The sequence below is a fragment of the Janthinobacterium sp. 61 genome (assembly GCF_002846335.1).
Taxonomy (GTDB): domain Bacteria; phylum Pseudomonadota; class Gammaproteobacteria; order Burkholderiales; family Burkholderiaceae_D; genus Janthinobacterium.
Window position 1 is genome coordinate 1929261 of the sequence record NZ_PJMQ01000001.1, and the last position, 13816, is coordinate 1943076.

Below are 13816 nucleotides of genomic sequence, written 5' to 3' on the forward strand. Positions count from 1 at the left end.
GTGGATTGAGGCTTGAGCGTAGCACAATTGCAACGCCAAAGCGCCACAAGTTCATGCTCTGCAGCCATATGGCCGCCAGGCCAGGTCAAAGGGTATCCCGGACGCTGCTCTCCTGCCAGGTGACCTCGTCAGCTTGCTTCGAGCATGCTCAACATTTCCAGTATCAGGGTAAGGTGTTGCGGCAGCAGCAGCAGCAGCAGCAGCAGTAGCAGCAGTAGCAGTAGCAGTAGCAGCAGGCAATGCGAGCGAACCCACATCCGGATTCGGCTTTTTTCAAGATGTCGCGCTCCTTGGTAACGCGCTTCAATTCTGCCTTCAGTCGCCGCATCTCGTCAGACTGGGCGTCCTGAGCTTGGCGCTCGGCTTCGGGCACGTCCTGCGCTTTGTCCACGCATACATGCTGTGGATATTGGCTGCCGCCTCGGCGCGCCAGTCGCGGAACGAAGAACGGGAACCATGTACGGTAATGTCGTCAAACTGCATGCAGCGCAAGACTGCCGTCAAACTCATGTCCGACAACTGAGCGCTACGCTTGCGACCTGAAAAGATGACGTCCCCTTGACGCGGACTGCGCGCAGCAGCGCAAGCGCCTCACCAGACAGCGGCACGCGATGCTCCTTGCCGGCCTTCATCCGCTGCGCTGGAATCGCCCACAGCGCCGCCTCCAAGTCAATCTCCCGCCACCGCGCCCGCCCCCTGACCTCTCCTGAGCGGGCGGCCGTCAGAATCGCAACGCCAGCGCAGCGTTCCTCTCGTTGTCCTGCATCGTCCACATTGATCCAAGACTGTTTCCCGTACTTTTCCCGTACCAAACAAAAAAGGCCTACACTGGATCAGTGTAAGCCTTTGATATAAAACGAATTCTTGGTGGGAAGTGCAAGTTTCGAACTTGCGACCCCTGCAGTGTGAATGAGGGGGTCCAATTCGTCGACTTCATAGGGGAAACATGCGCTTAGCGCGGGCGAATAATATCATTTTGGTGGAATGTTTGTCGAATTTGTCTGTGCGACGCACGAACATGTTTGCATTCGCCACTAAGCGGCTGCGGACGGCGCATTGACGGGCGGGGCTAAAGCAATCATAAATTGAGCTATACTTACTGGACATTTAGGAGGAGCTATGAAGCAGCGTGAAAAAATTTCGGTGATGCGGTTTGCCCAGGCAGACCGAGGAGAGGCGCGCGGCCCGTCGAAGCGATCTGCAACTTCCTCGGTGAAGAGTTTCGTGCTTAGTTCGCAGCAGCAGGCGCTTTACGGCAAAATCACTGAGGAGAACGGTTTCTCCATGGACGCCGAATTGGAGCGTTTGCAACGGGCAAAGCCAATCAAAACGTCTTGCTAGCTAAGGGGATTTGCTTGGGCAAAATGCTTATCCGATTCACTCCACAGTTAGAGCAGTCGCTTACCCCCGCAGACAGAGCCCAGTTTCTTTCCGACTTCAAAGAGTGGAGAGGGATGCCGAACAACGCGAAGCAAACGGCCGTGTTCGGCAGAAACGTCCTGAATAATGGCTCGATATATCTCAGGCATGTCCACATGGTGCCATTCACTCCCGGCCCTCCGCCCGTTATCGCCACGGTGGCTGTCCCGGCCGCGTCCGGCCCTGCTGTGTCTGTGGTGACCTCACCCGCCCCCTCGCCAGCAATGCTTGCGCTTCAAAAGTGGCGTGATGTTTATAACCATAATCAACAGCACAGCGCGAACCAAGATCAAACAAGCAATCGCTACTTGTTCTACGCGATGGACAAAAACCATGGATTTTTGCTGATCGCAATGATCAACATCGGGGCGCATAGCATTTGGGATTCGAAATACGCACCAGTGCTGAGCAACTGGGAGAGCATAGCTAGCGATTTTGTAAATCTTGGCACCATACCTGATGCGTAATTTCCCGGATGAAACTGCCCTTATGCCATTGATAATGCAGCAATACCTACGTGCAACTTTTACTAGCTAATTTCATATAGTATGACTGCGGTGTATAAGCTTGGAATGCGCATCATCAGTCCCCCTATGGTCCCCTTCTGTATCACGCCAACAGTTTCACGCCAAGGTGTTCAACAAAAGTAATGGCACTGCTCTGTTTAAGAGTTGGCGCTCCAAATGCGGCAGGCATGAGGTGTTTAGGACGTTTTCCGATCTCCTAGGATTCTTGTTGCCACCCCAAATAAACCTTGAGCGCCTCACATCACCATGCCAGCTCCGGCCCTTCAAACATATCAAAAAAAATATGCCAAAGAACGGATACCCTCCTCTGCTTTTCAACATCTTGGAAGGAATGTATTACAACCCTCACATTGAAAATCCGGACAAGGCGAAGACCAAGCAGCTGTGGCAAGAGCTCATGCGGCAGATGATAGACGCGCCTCCTCTGAAGCCTGAGGATTCAAAGACCTTTCACCTCAGGTGGACAGAGAGCGCTCACAAAATGCGCGAGCTAGTGGCCGATGACTATTTGCTTCTGGACATGCTGAGAATTTGGTTGCCAGCTTACTCTGGACAGGACCACATCCTGTATCGAGGCGAAAGCATCGAGCGTTGGGAGGATGGCTCTGTCGGGAGTGGCTGGACACCAAAACTTGAAACGGCGCAAATGTTTGCCGGGGGTCTAAACAACGTAGGAAAGGGCGGTGTCGTGCTCAGCACGGCGGCCCCGCACGCATCAATCATCGCGGGGCCCTCCTCGCACAGCATCTATCTTCAAGAGTTCGAACACACGGTCGATCGACGCAAGCTCAACCTCGTGTCGGCGGTTGAGTTTTTCCGAACAGGCTGAGCTCGCAACTATTCTGACAATTCAGAAATAAGCTGCTCGCGCAGTGGATGTGGATGTTCTTTCTGCTGGCCTTGTAGCAAGAGCCACGCGGAAGCTCCATCCTCGGCCTCCAGTTCTAGGTCTGCCCCAGCATCGAAGAGCAAGTAAAACGTTCTGTCGATGTCTTCGTTCCATGTCGCGTTACCGCATAGAGTAGTCATCGGCGTGTCGCCCGTCGCAGATTGAATGTTGACGTTTGCGCCGTTTTCAATGAGGTGATGCACAGCCCTTGGATGCGCTCCCCTGCCCCATTTCAAATTGCACATGGCATGGAGCGCAGAAATGCCGCTATCCTGTGTTTGACCATTCACGTCGAAGCCGCCCCACATCAGCGCGCGCAGGCAAGCAATCTCACCGTGCAGGCCCTCGAAGTCCATCTTATTCAGCGCGGCCCATGCGATCAATGGCAAATGCTTCGGGAGGCCCATCTCCATGCACACGAACGCGGCGATCATGTAGTTGTCCATCATGTCAGTCTGGACTTGGCTCACAAGGATCTCAGGATCGCTCATGTAATTGAGATAGGTGCGACGGAAGTCGCTGCCGATGTCGTGCGCACTCATAGCCGCTCTCGCTTGCTCGCACACAGCAGCGAAACCGACTTTAGACTGGTCTCCTTGCAAGTCCTCGGTGATCAAAGCTAACTTGAATGATTTATCGTCATTGATGCTGAACATCGTGCCCCCTATAAGTTCTAGCTAGCGCAAACCTCGTCCTGTCGTGTGCGAATGCGAGCCATCGCGCACCGTGGCATCCAACTCAGCTCCTCTGCTTTGTAGAAAGCTTTGGACGACGCAACTGCGGCCCGCCCGCCAAATTCGTGGATAGTCAGGCGCTCGGATACGCCCGTAAGCCGGCCCGTTAGGATGCCCGCGCAGATGTCCATGGGGCGGCCGTCCGGTTGGCTCGAAAACGGCCAAGTTCCATAGGCGTCGCGTTGGCCAGCCAAGATTGAAAACCCATAATAGCTATTGTTGTCGCCCTACCAGGCGCGAAGTCAGACCAAATCATCCAAACATTAGTCGGTGGAATACCATGATTGATAGCGCCCAGAAGTAATGGCGGCCCCGTCCTTTTTTTCAATTTGGTTGCAATGCACGCAGAGCAATTGCAAATTGCTGACGTCATTTAGTCCGAACTGCGCGAGAGAAACAATGTGATCATAGTTTTCCACATTCTCGATATTCGCCAAACCAGATAAATCACTGTCGCACAAGACGCAGCGCCCACGGTCTCGATAGAAAACGGCGCGTTGCGCCCACTTTGGCGGCCTTACTCGAAGCAGAGTTCCGCGAGGAGAAAGCAATGTATGATCCAAATCCTCCGCATCCTCGATGGTAGCGCCACTCAGAATACTCGACATGTAATCATTGAAATTTAATAACAATTTCCGATTTTGAAACAACACATGGAAGACCTCCCCAACCGTTTGATCCATAAGCTTTTCATATGACTCAGACAACCATATCTCATTCATGAAATCATATACATCATCGTCATCGGCATCAAGGTATGACTTGCCCAAATCGGCCAAATGATCCGCAAAGCTCTGATAATCAATACCGTGATGATCAAAGGCATTTTCAATTGGAAGCTTGTAAACATAAGAATCACCAAATTTCATGACTATCTTTCTGCCTAAATCCGTCATGCTATGGCAAGAGGGCAACTCCACCTCTTCCGCCTGTTCGGAGTGAACATCCCGGACAACAAATTCAATGAACTGATGGAATACGGAATATTTTTTGTAGGGAGCAAGCCATCCAGCCCATTGCCCATCGCAATGAAATGCCTCCAAAGCCACGATATTCTCAAACCTGTTCTTTAATATTCCATCAACGATAGAACATAAATAATAGGTGTCGTAAAATTTTGCCTCAATATGCATGCTATGGATCTGCTTAAACTAGACGTTGAATTCAGTCATTCGCGCCCTGCGTTTGACCCAAGATAAAAACACTATGATAGAAATCCCTACGCCCACACAACACGACACGCGAGATATTCGCTGAGCACAATATGCACGTAATTACCGTCAGTCTGCCCGGCAAGATACCGGTATCGCCCATCTTGAACCTCTATCCAGCCGTCTGCGACCCTCGCTCCGGATGGTAAAGCTCTCATGAATGCCCTCGATCCCAACTCGGGCCAGACAGCCATCACACCAAGCTCAGGACTCTCGAAAAACGCCTGTTGGGCCTCATCCATAAGGGCAAACGGGACGATTTCGAACACGTCCGGCTCTCCAAACTCCTGGATGCTGAGTTCGTAATCAAGATGCCCCCGCGCGAGCTTCAAGACCACATTTCGAACCCGATCCATCTCAACACTCCAAGTCTTATCTCCAAGTAAGTCCAAGGACATCGACGATTGAATCTGCGCGGCAAGCTGTGGAACCTGCAGGAGAATACGCCGGATATTGTCGCGCCGGACTAAAGCAGGATCTGCCGATCCACATATCACGCATTCCACTAGGCATGCCAAATATCGTTCGTCACTTGAAAACGACTGATTACATTGTTCACATGCTGCCACGACTGGGAGGTTCAATGGAAAGGGTTCGTCGAGCAAAACTTTTGACGGACAATGATCCCGGGTATCAGGCTTGGCTCCGCAAAAAATGCACATTCCGGTCATACGCGCATCAACAAAAAGCTTCTTCGGATCATTCACCAGTGAGCCCAATCAAAGAAAAATCTCACGAAAAGTGTCATTTAGATAACATCGAACAGTCTCCACTTTATCAATAACAAGGATTCTGCCGAGCCCCCTGCATTTATCGCACTTTTTTACAATTGTAAAATAAGCTTATTGAAAAATGAACATGAAGCGTGCTGTCTCTAGCCATCTGCTGTAGAATTTACCCAAATACAAGAAATTTGTTTATAACACAATTTGGCAGCGAAAACATGCCCAGCGGAACGTCGAAAATATCAAATAAACAATGCAACATGACAGCGACAAAGTGTCTAAAAAGTTTCATTTTTGAGCGCAGTCACTTCGCGGCAGAGGCCCGGACGCAAACGTGCGGATGATCGACACGAATATTGCCGACATGCGTCCTCTCAATCGTTTCCTAAAAATGGCAGTCGTGGCAGGAGTCGAGAGCGCGGTTCGAATTCACATCGATCGAGGCGACGATCTCAATGCGCGAGATGGAAATGGACTCACGCCCCTGATGCTGTCGGCGGCCAGAAACAAATTTACTATATGTAAACTCCTGCTCGACGCAGGAGCGAACAAAGGTTTACTAGCCCCGTCAGGAAAAACAGCGCATGCCATCGCCGTTGACGCAGGAGCGCACGAAGCGGCTTCGATATTGATGCCTGTGATTTTTCCGATCGATACATCTGACGGATCGCTCCCTAACGTGGCTCCGTCTCCAAGAGAAGCTTGCTCCTCCCCAGGCAATCCAGCCGTAGAGCCGCCCCTAACCTTCGGCGCCACGAACAGAGCTGAGGATATCGCTCTACTCAATATCCAAATCGACATAAAAGAGGACGAGCTGGAAACAGGGCTCGAATTTGACTTGTCCGGCTGGGAGCCGGAGGAGGACATGCCCCCTCCCGCGGTCGATCCGTCTGTGGCCCAAGCAGCAAGCACGCTCCAAGAGTCCATTTCAAAGCACGAGCCAATAGATTCATCGGAAGATTGGGAGGACATTGATCTATACCTGCCGGAGCGCTCGATGCCGTTGGCTCGCACTGGCGACGCCGAAACCCGCGAACTGCTGCGCGCATTGCTGCTTCGAGCTTCTCGAGAGGGCAGCGTTCCTCGTGCGTCGCTCGAAGCCTTGTCGCTAAACGATGACCAATCGGAAAACCCCGAAGCTGAGGCTCTGCTAACCATGGTTATCAACGATCTTGGTGCCGAAGTTGATGAGCGACTCGAATACGTCAGTTCAAACGAGAATTTCGAGGTCTTCGTCAAGCCCGAGGAAAATCCGGATGAGGAAGAAATAGTTGCGGATACGTTAGCATTTATTGACAACGTGGCTAGTCGCTACTCAGAACCTCTCCGCATCTACCAAAAGGAATTCCAGCGAGAGAGGCTAATTTCGGCCGACGAAGAGGTCGAGCTAGGCAAAGCCATGGAAGTCGAACTTGAACGAGCGCTTGACGTCTTGGCAACTTGGCCTCGCGGGATTAGCCTTGCGCTGGCCGCCGGGGGCATGATCAAGTCCAAGCAAAAACCTCTAACTTGGCTATCGCGTGGACCGACCGAAGCGCAACCAGATCTTGAATCAGAGCCTGATAGCGAAAGCGATGCCGAGATGGCTGGCATAGATCAGTCTGATGAAGAAGTCGAATCCGATGAAGACTCGCAATTCGACGTCAGCCTCCCACTTGGGGATTTCGCGTCAGAATTCTCAGATGCGGTGGACAGACTTGCCAGCCTTCCGATAGTTCCAGCTCAGCGCGGAGCTCAATGGCAGGCCGTCCGCGACACGCTATCGTCCCTCCGATTGAACCGCCGCTTTCTCTTGGAGCTGGCTGACGCTGAACCCAATGGTAATCCAGGCTCTGCGGCATTCGAATATAACAACGCTATGAAGGCTTACCAAGCCGCCCGAGAGCGGATGGCGGCCGCAAATTTAAAGCTCGTTTTCCATCTCGCAAAAAAGTATCTCTATAGTGGCGAACCCTTGGACGACTTGGCGCAAGAGGGAAACATCGGCCTGTTGAAAGCCATTGAACGCTACGATTGGCGCCGAGGATTCAAATTTTCCACTTATGCTACCTGGTGGATACGCCAGCAAATTGGGCGCCATGTCGCCGACAAAGGCAGAACAATTCGCGTTCCTGTCCATGTTTATGAGAAGACTCAACGTCTCACTCGCGAAACCCTTGCGCTTGAATCCGAGATTGGACGAGAGCCTGATCTGAATGAAGTCGCGACCCGCATGGAAATGTCTGCCCGGAAAGTATCAGCGCTTCTAAGCATAGCTCCTGAACCGCTACCAATACATGATCTACCTATTGATGAAATGATTGCCGTCGATGCACAGTCGGATTTCGTTTCGCCTGACCCTTTTGACATCGCGCTCAAATCCGACGTGCACAAAACAATTGGCAGAGTTCTGGCCACGCTCAAGCCGAGGGAAGAGCAAATTATTCGGCTACGCTACGGGATCGGGGTCGGCGACTCATTGACGCTAGATGACATTGGCCAGCGATACGAGGTCACAAGAGAACGCATTCGCCAGATCGAAGCCAAAGCAATCCGAAAGTTGATGCAACCTAGCCGCATCGATGCTTTATCGAGCGCATTCTTTGGATATCCATTTCCCAAAGAGGAGGTTGCTCAAGACGCTCCTTCCCAGCCTAGCGAGGCCGCGCACTCACAAGAAGCCAATCAGATACATTCAGATGCCTCTGCCATACATTCGCCTGCGATCGCCACCTCGCCTGCAAAGGCGTCAAGCATAGATAGACTAATAGAGCAGGCCACGGGCTTAGGTATTTCTATTGTCGATGAGCGTATAGGAACAACAGGAAAAATATGGATCAATTTTATTGATATACCTGACGACCGCTATCGAAAATTGACCCGCAAACTAATGGCTTTAGGATTCGAGTTCATGCTAGGGAAAGGCTATTGGAAATGAGTTCAAAAACACGAAGCGCGCCCCCACGCGCGATGGCAATGCTCGAATCTTTACGCGGATTAGGATACTCGACAGCAGCGGCTTTGGCCGACATCATCGACAACAGCATTTCTGCCGATGCAGAAGAAGTCCGCATTGACTTCACATGGGACGGGCCGAGTAGCCGCGTTACCATTCTCGACGATGGTCGTGGCATGGATGACGCCGAACTCGAAAGCGCGATGCGCCTTGGCGACAAAAACCCACTCGATGCTCGCTCCGCCCACGACCTCGGACGTTTTGGCATGGGCCTTAAAACATCGTCGTTATCACAATGTCGTAGACTAACTGTGGCTACAGTCAAAGGAGGCGTCACAAGTTGCCTACGCTGGGACCTAGACGAGCTCGCCGCGAATCCAGAGGGAGGCTGGCTTCTTTTCGAAGGCTCAGCCCACGGATCGAAACCCTTCCTCGCGGGCTTGAAAGGAAATAAGACCGGCACACTGATCCTATGGGAAACAATGGACCGTGTGGTCACTTCCGGCTACACATCAGACGACTTTCACGATCTCATTGACAACGTCGAGTCTCATCTGGCGATGGTCTTTCATCGGCTAATGCAGGGCCCTCGGCCAAAGCTTAAACTTTTTTTGAATGGACGTCTCGTCTCGCCTTGGGACCCGTTCATGTTAGGACATCCAGCAAAGCCATGGACATCGCCGACCACAAACCATACCACCAGCTACGGAATCGTGTCGGTGCAATGCCACGTGTTGCCGCACCGTGACAAGCTAACCGCTGCCGAATTCGAATCTAACGCCGGTCCCGGCGGTTGGACAGCGCAGCAAGGCTTCTACGTCTACCGAAACGAGCGGCTCTTGGTTGCGGGTGGATGGTTAGGGCTTGGCAATTCCCGCGCATGGAACAGGGAAGAAGCCCATCGACTAGCGCGAATACGCCTAGATATTCCTAACACAGCCGATGCTGACTGGAAAATCGATGTTCGAAAATCGACAGCCCGTCCGCCTGTATCGCTTCGCCCTTGGCTTATGCTCTTGGCCGAAAATACCCGCGAGCGGGCCCGGCGCGTATTCGCCTATCGTGGCACGCCAGCGCCCGCGAAAGGCAATATTCCCATTGAGCAGGCTTGGCGTGTAGAGCGCGTCAAAGCGGGCATGCGGTATAGGATAGAAGAGACTCACCCCTCCGTTGCTGCCGTCCTGGAAAGTGCCGGAACGCTCGCTCCTTTGATCAAGTCAATGCTTCGGGTAATCGAAGAGACTGTTCCCGTGCAGCGCATCTGGCTGGACACTGCTGAAAACAAAGAGACACCACGAACAAGCTTCGAAGGTGAGCCCAATTCGGCCGTAATCGAGGTCGCCGGAGTGCTCTTCAATGATCTGATCGAGCGCAAGGGCCTTAGCGTAGAAGACGCGCGCAGGTCTATGGCGCGCACAGAACCATTCCAAAAATATCCTGCGCTCGTCGCAAAACTAGGGAGTTAGAAATGATTGCAGCAGAAGAGGCCGTCGCGCAAACACAGCTACTCGAAGATGTCATCGCCACCGCGCAGCGACTAGTGAAGGCAGAGAAGGATTCGTCGAAGATTACCCCCTCCTACATCGCTGCCAAGGTGAAGTTGGCAGCGGCGATGTTCGCTACCGATCCACCTATCCCTTTGGACGAAGCCAAAGTAGTTGCCACTCTAATCCAACGGTTCAGTCATCGGATGGGCAAGGCAACTACCCTCGTCGACATCGCGGGGCACTTCGATTGGTTGAATGCCGCCCGCAAGAAAGAATGGCATTACTGGCGACGCTACCGCGACTATCAGGAGTCCAAATTGTCAGACGTGGTCGTCGATGGACTAGACGAAGCGACTGATGACATTCTCGGGCTTCTCGAAGATCCTCTGCGAACCGATTCCTGGGATCGACGGGGGCTCGTCGTGGGGCATGTGCAATCAGGGAAGACCAGCAACTACACGGGCTTGATCAATAAGGCTGCAGACGCCGGCTACAAGATCATCATTGTGCTGGCAGGCATGCACAACAACCTGCGCTCACAGACCCAGATGCGTCTCGAGGAAGGCTTCCTGGGATACGAAACAACGGCAGACCGCGACGCTGGCGCGGCCATCGGCGTGGCTGCGTATGGCGAGGACCTGAAAACAAACTCAGCGACGACCAGGGCAGAAAATGGCGATTTCAGCAAAGCCATCGCGAAACATTTTAATGGTATTTCCCCTGAAGAGCGACCTTGGATCTTCGTGGTTAAGAAACAAAAAACTGTGCTGACAGAGCTCCTTAAATGGATTCAAGCACGTGTAGCCGATTCACCAAGCTCAATGCCCAATTGGAAATTGGTCACCAAGCTGCCGCTTCTGATGATCGACGACGAAGCTGACAACGCCTCGGTGGATACAGGCGAACAGGCTTTCAACGATGATGGGACCCCCGACGAGGAACATCAGCCAAAAACAATCAACAGCCTCATCCGTCAACTTCTCCACTCCTTCACGCGAAAGGCGTATGTGGGATACACGGCCACGCCATTCGCAAACATCTACATTCATCATAAAGGCGCCACCGCAAAGGAAGGTCCTGACCTCTTTCCAAAAGCTTTCATCATCAACCTAGCCGCCCCATCGAACTACGTTGGCCCCGCCCGCATGTTTGGCAAACTGACCAAGGACGGCCGCGTGGGGGCTCTGCCGTTGGCACGCAGCATCTTGGACCACTATGATCCCGATTCCGACTCGGGATGGATGCCGCCCAAACACAAGAAGACACACCTCCCGCTCCATAAGGGCCAAGAGACGATACCGCTGTCGCTGCGCAACGCTATCCACTCCTTCGTGCTTATATGCGCGGCGCGAGAATTGCGCGGCCAAGGGATCGAACACAGCTCTATGCTGATTCACGTCACTCGATATGTAGCCGTCCAAGACCATGTGCGTGAGCAAGTAGAGGAAACAGTGCGCCGCATGCGCCAGAAGATCACCCGTGGCAGCGACGCTAATGAACTGCTTGCACAAATGCGCAAGCTCTGGGACGAGGACTTCATCCCCACACGAGATATGGTCGCGGAGCTCTCGCCCTCTGAGGAGCGCCCTCCTGAACTACCCTCATGGGATGATGTGGTAGCGAAGCTGCCAGATGTGCTCGGCGATATTGCCGTTCGCTCCATCAATGGAACGGCCAAGGACGCATTGGACTACGCCACACCCGGTGCAGCTCTAAAAGTCATCGCCGTCGGCGGGGACAAACTTGCTCGCGGCCTGACCCTTGAAGGCCTCTGCATAAGCTATTTCGTTCGCACGACCAAGATGTATGACACCCTTATGCAGATGGGACGTTGGTTCGGCTACCGCCCTGGTTATTTGGACCTCTGCCGACTCTACACATCCCCAGACTTGGTGAAATGGTTCGGCCATATCGCCGATGCATCCGAAGAACTCCGCGAAGAATTTGATTTCATGGCGAAGGCGAATCTCACACCGGAGCAATACGGCCTCAAAGTCATGTCGCACGAGAGTCTCACGGTCACGTCGCCCATGAAGATGCGCAACGCGCAGACACTGTCTCTGACTTACAGCGGCACGAGGCCTCAAACCATCCTGTTTCATCGGGATGCCAATATCCAGAAGGCAAATCTTGCCGCGACAGATGCGCTGATCTCCTCCCTTGGTATGAACTTCGTGCCCGGGCCGAAATACTCACGTGACGGCCAAGCCGATTCGTGGCAAGGAGCTCGCCTATGGAGAGACGTGGACGCCTTGAATGTGCTCGCATTCTTAGGTGCCTATGCTACCCATCCAAATGCAACGAGCGCCAAGGCGGGAGTGCTGACGGATTTCATCACAAAAATGATAGCCATCGGCAAGTTGAAGCAATGGAGTGTCGCCCTTGTTACCGGCGGCGAAGGGGCTGGTGAAAAGCACGTCTTCCCTGGCGACTTTGAAGTCGACTCCTTCCAAACACGCTGGACCGAAGATCCTGATACGCCAGGCGCCAAAGACCCGACCATGTTTGCGATCGGCGTTCTCACCGATCCAAAGGACGAGGGCATAGATCTCAATGATGATGCATGGCGAGATGCACTCGCGCGCACTCGCGCTGCATGGAAGCCAGAGCCAGCCCGAGGCCGCATTACGTTGCCGATCACTCCTAGCGGCAAAGGGATTCGCGAATCGCGAGACCGGCTTGGTGGCGATGCTGATCGCGGTCTGCTACTGCTCTATACGCTTGCCCCATACTACAAAGGCAAAGAAAAACTCCCTGAAAACCTCATTGTGCCTGGCTGGGACAAACCCATCATGGCTTTCGCCATCGCGTTCCCTGCAAGCGAAAACGGAATCCGGGTGGAATACGAAGTGAACCTTCTCTATTGGACACAGCAATATGGCCCGACCGAGTAACGAATTTCTCATGGCATGGACGTCGCTTACTGGCGCCGACATTGAGCCAGGATGGCAGGCCATCTCCCTGCCTTCGGCAGGGCCACTTCAAGTGCGCGCCGGCCGCCGCTCGCCTGACAACACTGAGGCGGTGTTGGTAGGCTTCCCCACCGTGCGGCTCGCCGCAGCCGACAAACTCCCCGAAGGCCAGGGCTTCTCGGTCGAGCGGGCCGACCCAGAAGGCAGCGGCAAGCTTTGGCTTGCCTTGACACGAAAGTCTGCGGGTAGCGCGGAGCTCTTCGCGGCCATGGCGTGCGATGTAGTCGGAGCTCTAGATGACGCTGTGATGGCCGGTGCCGACGAAAATAAACTCCTGCGAGTCTTCACAGGGCGCGTAGGGGCTTGGCAGGAATTCATGCGCAAAGGAACGCAAGTTCTCAGTCCTGAATCCGAGATCGGCTTAATTGGGGAGCTCACGCTACTACGCGCCATCGTCAACGCTGGCATCCCTTCGGCGCTAGCCATTGAATCATGGGTTGGCCCACTCGACGGAATACAGGACTTCGAGTTGGGCACTGGCGCGCTGGAGGTCAAAACCACACTGTCAACGGCAGGCTTCACAGCCAAGATCGGCTCGCTCGAGCAACTGGACGATTCGACGCGGCAACCTCTCTTTGTGGCCGGCGCTCGGCTCCGGCAAACCGAGAGCGGCCAGAACCTGCCGGAGATAGTCGATGCTATGCGGTTGACAATACGGGGCGATGCCGAGGCGGAGCGGCTCTTTACTGAGCGCCTGCTCGCTGCTGGCTACATCGACGCACACGCTGAGCGCTATCCACGGCGATTTGAGCAAGCAGAAACGCGCATTATCGAAGTAACGAGCGACTTCCCACGCCTAACCTTGGGATATGTGCCTGCGGGTATCATGAAGGCTATGTATGAAATTGACCTCGAGAAGGTGCCTGGCGAAAACGTTGGCACAGAGGGAGCATTAAGAAAATTGGGAGCAATTTAAG

The 13816-nt window shown here is 53.5% G+C and carries 11 protein-coding genes and 2 pseudogenes; 7 read left to right on the top strand and 6 right to left on the bottom strand.

The window, feature by feature from the left end:
- Positions 1 to 128 precede the first annotated feature (128 nt).
- The 3 genes and pseudogenes from CLU92_RS28220 to CLU92_RS28475 form a co-directional block, all read right to left on the bottom strand.
- On the bottom strand, positions 129 to 257 hold the full coding sequence (locus CLU92_RS28220) for a hypothetical protein (protein WP_257562746.1): 129 nt from the start codon (positions 255 to 257) through the stop codon (positions 129 to 131).
- Between the two features lie 11 nt (positions 258 to 268).
- Positions 269 to 405: pseudogene (locus CLU92_RS28225) on the bottom strand (IS3 family transposase); the annotation flags it as partial.
- Between the two features lie 12 nt (positions 406 to 417).
- A pseudogene (locus CLU92_RS28475) lies at positions 418 to 728 on the bottom strand (tyrosine-type recombinase/integrase); the annotation flags it as partial.
- A gap of 391 nt (positions 729 to 1119) precedes the next feature.
- On the opposite strand from CLU92_RS28475, the gene CLU92_RS08895 reads away from it, so the two are divergent.
- The 3 genes from CLU92_RS08895 to CLU92_RS08905 all read left to right on the top strand — a co-directional run bounded on the left by CLU92_RS08895 (position 1120) and on the right by CLU92_RS08905 (position 2775).
- Positions 1120 to 1341, top strand: coding sequence for a hypothetical protein (locus CLU92_RS08895; protein WP_101481590.1), 222 nt, complete (start codon positions 1120 to 1122; stop codon positions 1339 to 1341).
- A 113-nt stretch (positions 1342 to 1454) separates the two neighbouring features.
- Positions 1455 to 1886 carry a hypothetical protein gene (locus tag CLU92_RS08900; protein ID WP_143452576.1) on the top strand — a complete coding sequence of 144 codons (432 nt, stop codon included), beginning with the start codon at positions 1455 to 1457 and terminating at the stop codon, positions 1884 to 1886.
- A gap of 343 nt (positions 1887 to 2229) precedes the next feature.
- Positions 2230 to 2775, top strand: coding sequence for a hypothetical protein (locus CLU92_RS08905; RefSeq protein WP_101481592.1), 546 nt, complete (start codon positions 2230 to 2232; stop codon positions 2773 to 2775).
- A gap of 8 nt (positions 2776 to 2783) precedes the next feature.
- Here the strand turns inward: CLU92_RS08905 and CLU92_RS08910 are convergent, their stop codons facing one another.
- The 3 genes from CLU92_RS08910 to CLU92_RS27450 form a co-directional block, all read right to left on the bottom strand.
- The gene (locus CLU92_RS08910) at positions 2784 to 3491 is read right to left on the bottom strand and encodes an ankyrin repeat domain-containing protein (protein WP_101481593.1); all 708 of its coding nucleotides are present in this window, start codon (positions 3489 to 3491) and stop codon (positions 2784 to 2786) included.
- Between the two features lie 341 nt (positions 3492 to 3832).
- Positions 3833 to 4702 carry an HNH endonuclease gene (locus tag CLU92_RS08920; protein ID WP_101481595.1) on the bottom strand — a complete coding sequence of 290 codons (870 nt, stop codon included), beginning with the start codon at positions 4700 to 4702 and terminating at the stop codon, positions 3833 to 3835.
- An 86-nt stretch (positions 4703 to 4788) separates the two neighbouring features.
- A complete protein-coding gene (locus tag CLU92_RS27450) occupies positions 4789 to 5487 on the bottom strand; it encodes a hypothetical protein (protein ID WP_143452577.1) in 699 nt (232 codons plus the stop codon).
- Positions 5488 to 5845: 358 nt separating this feature from the next.
- Here CLU92_RS27450 and CLU92_RS08930 point away from each other — a divergent pair, with 358 nt between their 5' ends.
- Genes CLU92_RS08930 through CLU92_RS08945 form a run of 4 tightly spaced genes read left to right on the top strand, consistent with a single transcriptional unit; the run spans position 5846 to position 13815 of the window.
- Positions 5846 to 8422, top strand: a complete 2577-nt coding sequence (locus CLU92_RS08930; RefSeq protein ID WP_101481597.1) for a sigma-70 family RNA polymerase sigma factor — start codon at positions 5846 to 5848, stop codon at positions 8420 to 8422.
- Between the two features lie 38 nt (positions 8423 to 8460).
- Positions 8461 to 9906, top strand: coding sequence for an ATP-binding protein (locus CLU92_RS08935; RefSeq protein WP_101484583.1), 1446 nt, complete (start codon positions 8461 to 8463; stop codon positions 9904 to 9906).
- A gap of 2 nt (positions 9907 to 9908) precedes the next feature.
- Complete coding sequence (locus CLU92_RS08940; RefSeq protein ID WP_101481598.1) at positions 9909 to 12821, top strand: Z1 domain-containing protein; 2913 nt, start codon at positions 9909 to 9911, stop codon at positions 12819 to 12821.
- A complete protein-coding gene (locus CLU92_RS08945) occupies positions 12805 to 13815 on the top strand; it encodes a PD-(D/E)XK motif protein (RefSeq protein WP_101481599.1) in 1011 nt (336 codons plus the stop codon). Before CLU92_RS08940 ends, CLU92_RS08945 begins: the two co-directional genes overlap by 17 nt.
- Position 13816: the final 1 nt, after the last annotated feature.

What these genes read in the sequence shown, in the direction of transcription:
- CLU92_RS08900 (WP_143452576.1), top strand. Translation starts at nt 1,455, where the DNA reads ATGCCGAACAACGCGAAGCAAACGGCCGTGTTCGGCAGAAACGTCCTG.
- CLU92_RS08895 (WP_101481590.1), top strand. Translation starts at nt 1,120, where the DNA reads ATGAAGCAGCGTGAAAAAATTTCGGTGATGCGGTTTGCCCAGGCAGAC.
- CLU92_RS28220 (WP_257562746.1), bottom strand. Translation starts at nt 257, where the DNA reads ATGTGGGTTCGCTCGCATTGCCTGCTGCTACTGCTACTGCTACTGCTG.
- CLU92_RS08940 (WP_101481598.1), top strand. Translation starts at nt 9,909, where the DNA reads ATGATTGCAGCAGAAGAGGCCGTCGCGCAAACACAGCTACTCGAAGAT.
- CLU92_RS08930 (WP_101481597.1), top strand. Translation starts at nt 5,846, where the DNA reads ATGATCGACACGAATATTGCCGACATGCGTCCTCTCAATCGTTTCCTA.
- CLU92_RS08910 (WP_101481593.1), bottom strand. Translation starts at nt 3,491, where the DNA reads ATGTTCAGCATCAATGACGATAAATCATTCAAGTTAGCTTTGATCACC.
- CLU92_RS08935 (WP_101484583.1), top strand. Translation starts at nt 8,461, where the DNA reads ATGCTCGAATCTTTACGCGGATTAGGATACTCGACAGCAGCGGCTTTG.
- CLU92_RS08905 (WP_101481592.1), top strand. Translation starts at nt 2,230, where the DNA reads ATGCCAAAGAACGGATACCCTCCTCTGCTTTTCAACATCTTGGAAGGA.
- CLU92_RS08920 (WP_101481595.1), bottom strand. Translation starts at nt 4,702, where the DNA reads ATGCATATTGAGGCAAAATTTTACGACACCTATTATTTATGTTCTATC.
- CLU92_RS08945 (WP_101481599.1), top strand. Translation starts at nt 12,805, where the DNA reads ATGGCCCGACCGAGTAACGAATTTCTCATGGCATGGACGTCGCTTACT.